4 protein-coding genes and 1 pseudogene are annotated in these 2,663 nt (G+C 40.3%); 3 read left to right on the plus strand and 2 right to left on the minus strand.

All coding sequences use genetic code 11. The annotated features are described in order from the left end of the window. Window positions 1–32 precede the first annotated feature (32 nt). Window positions 33–392, minus strand: coding sequence for a photosystem II reaction center protein Psb28 (gene psb28 / locus PN470_RS04455; protein ID WP_002777305.1), 360 nt, complete (start codon window positions 390–392; stop codon window positions 33–35). Window positions 393–496: 104 nt separating this feature from the next. Then, entirely contained in the window at window positions 497–610 is a 114-nt protein-coding gene (gene petM / locus PN470_RS04460) for a cytochrome b6-f complex subunit PetM (protein ID WP_002731506.1), read from the minus strand. A 303-nt stretch (window positions 611–913) separates the two neighbouring features. On the opposite strand from petM, the gene PN470_RS04465 reads away from it, so the two are divergent. From PN470_RS04465 to PN470_RS04475, 3 genes and pseudogenes are all read left to right on the plus strand, one after another. Then, the gene (locus PN470_RS04465) at window positions 914–1,435 is read left to right on the plus strand and encodes a DUF192 domain-containing protein (protein ID WP_272103832.1); all 522 of its coding nucleotides are present in this window, start codon (window positions 914–916) and stop codon (window positions 1,433–1,435) included. Between the two features lie 370 nt (window positions 1,436–1,805). Further along, window positions 1,806–2,000, plus strand: a complete 195-nt coding sequence (locus tag PN470_RS04470; RefSeq protein ID WP_061430188.1) for a DUF2949 domain-containing protein — start codon at window positions 1,806–1,808, stop codon at window positions 1,998–2,000. Between the two features lie 176 nt (window positions 2,001–2,176). Further along, window positions 2,177–2,663, plus strand: a pseudogene (locus PN470_RS04475) (flagellar assembly protein H); the annotation flags it as partial.

Raw genomic sequence — 2,663 nt, forward strand, 5'->3', positions numbered from 1 at the left:
ACCCTACACCCTACACCCCATCACCCCACTTCTCACTTATCCTGATACCCCATACCGTTGGCTGCCGCATAACGATTCATAAAGCGCAGAAAACGCTCCCAGTGTTCATCGGTGATTTCAAAACCACATTCTACCCGTTGAATTTCATCTCCTTCATCTCCTCCAAAAATAAACTTAGTCGAGTTGGGAATAACTATAATCACTCCTTCCTCATCGGTGAGACGGAGATCGCCGTAGGTACGAGTGGTGAAACTTTGGAAACGTTCGATCGCTTTCAGGGTTTTAAAAGTCATCAGGACATTGCGAATCCCGGTATTTTTATTTTTGCGGAGACTAACACCGCTTAATTCTTCTGATAAACCGACAAAAAACTCGATCGTGGGAGTGGTCATAGGTGTGGGTATAAAATTTTAGTTATTGATTTTCTCTTAATTACTTTTGAAGGGAAAAAGTAGTTCATGATTACTAATAAAGTAACCATGAACCGAAAAACAAGCTATTCCGCTTCTCCACCTTGGATTTTGAGGAGGAGAAAACCCCAAGCTAATCCGACGAGGACGAGAACGATCGCCACGATCGGCCCATTAAATAACATACTTTCTGCGGTCATGGTGATTGCTCCTGAGCCTACAATAATCGATCATATAGATAAGTGGTATTTTAACCTACGAAGGCGATCGACTGCTGCCAGACTGGGGCAAAATTGAGGGGGAAAATCGGCCAATAACTTTGAGAATTTTCCTAGTATATACGTTCTAGCAATCCTGCCCCTCTCCTCAAGGAAGGATGCTCACCCCCATGCTAGATATTTTTAATACTATCTTTATATTTGCCGTCACCACTTTGTGTTAGTGTCTTATCTGCTTAATTCTCCACTTATACTAGGAAAATTAAGTATTGATAACTATTGATGATGACTGGTAAAAAATTATTTATGCTCAAGATCAAGTTAATACTATTTTTAGGTTTGTTGCTGCTGAGTTGTCAATCGACTAATCTCAATGGTAATAATAGTTCGATGGCTCAGATTACGACTGAGAATCAAGGGCAAATATTACCGATCACGGCCAAAGCAGATATTAATGGTGAGATAATTGAGTTAGAAGTGGCTCAAACCCCCGAACAACAGGCCAAGGGTTTAATGTATCGCTCGTCTTTGGAGAAAAATCGCGGTATGCTATTTCCCTTTGCACAACCTCTGATGGCCGGGTTTTGGATGAAAAATGTCTCGATTCCTCTAGACATGATTTTTCTAAAAGATGGTATAGTAAAAGCAGTTTTGCTCAATGTCCCCCCTTGTGCGGTGCATCCTTGTCCTGTCTATGGTCCAAACACCATGGTTAATCAAGTGATCGAACTAGCTGGGGGTCGAGCGAAAGAATTAGGAGTGAAAGAAGGAGATAAAATTAAGATTGAGTCTATCTCAAGACCTTAATTTTTGAAAATGGGGTTAACTTTCTTATAAAAAGTGTCCCTTGTCTGGAAATATAAGTATGGCTTTTAGAAGCTATTACGCACTTATACTGTTTAAGATATAACCATATCGATTAGGATTTTTATAGTCTATCAAGTCATAGATTGAATAATCTTTACCCTTGCTATGGATTAAACAGAGACAAAATTCTGCTCGATCTAACGGGACTATCTTAAGAGAGCCAGCGATTTTTGTGAAAGCACTCTCTATCATCGAGATAGCTTAGATACAGAAAAAACGGTCGCAAGACTAACTGTCCTTGAAACCGCTCAGGTAGTGTTTTGTTAAAATCACGAGATATACTATAACTATTGAGGAAAAAAATCCCCCTATGTCCACGATTGCCTATTCCCAATTCCGACGATTTCTGCAAGAGGAATTGTCCCTTCCCCAAGAATCGATCGCTATGGCCGAGCGCTCGATCCAATCTGATAAAATTCATTTACCGATGATTCTCTGGCAGTACGGTTTAGTGACCTTGGAACAATTAGACAAAATTTATGATTTTCTCGAAGATGTAGTCTAATCTTACAATTGCTCACTATTGACAAGGAGAATAATTGCCATGGATCCTCATAGTTTCTGGCACAGTCTGAAAATTACGATCCCAAAAACTACCAATCATCACTTGAGAAGTGGGTTATTTAAACCCACTTTTTTAATAACTATACAATTGAGAATTATCGATTAACTGCTCAGTCCATGAAACCCCATGACCAATTTGCCAAAAACTACCTTGAACAATTACTTTCTCCCCTGGGAATCGTCGAAATCAGCAAAGAAGTCAGCGACGAAACCCGACAGATAGATGTATTTTTTTCCCCCAATCCCGAACCCAACCCCGATTATCTGGGATTATTAGGCAGAATTGTCCTTAATACTGTCTTAATTGAACCCTATCGCAATCCTCCCAATCGGAGCGAGATTCGCAATTGTTTAGCGAAACTTTTGGCGATTTTAGCCGAACTGCAAAGACAAGCTAAACGGGAAAATCAGAGCTACAATGAAGATAATGCCCCTCGTTTGTGGATTTTATCCCCTTCCGTTGGTATCACTGTTTTAGAAGGATTTGGGGCAAAATTAGACCCAGAGTGGCCAGAAGGAGTCTATTTTCTTCCCTTGCTTTATCGCACGGCAATTATCGCTATTAATCAATTGCCTGTGACTGCTGAGACTCTCTGGTTAAGAT

The sequence above is a fragment of the Microcystis sp. CS-574 genome, assembly GCF_028329095.1.
GTDB classification, from domain to species: Bacteria; Cyanobacteriota; Cyanobacteriia; order Cyanobacteriales; family Microcystaceae; genus Microcystis; species Microcystis ichthyoblabe_A.

What these genes read in the sequence shown, in the direction of transcription:
- psb28 (WP_002777305.1), bottom strand. Translation starts at nt 392, where the DNA reads ATGACCACTCCCACGATCGAGTTTTTTGTCGGTTTATCAGAAGAATTA.
- petM (WP_002731506.1), bottom strand. Translation starts at nt 610, where the DNA reads ATGACCGCAGAAAGTATGTTATTTAATGGGCCGATCGTGGCGATCGTT.
- PN470_RS04465 (WP_272103832.1), top strand. Translation starts at nt 914, where the DNA reads ATGACTGGTAAAAAATTATTTATGCTCAAGATCAAGTTAATACTATTT.
- PN470_RS04470 (WP_061430188.1), top strand. Translation starts at nt 1,806, where the DNA reads ATGTCCACGATTGCCTATTCCCAATTCCGACGATTTCTGCAAGAGGAA.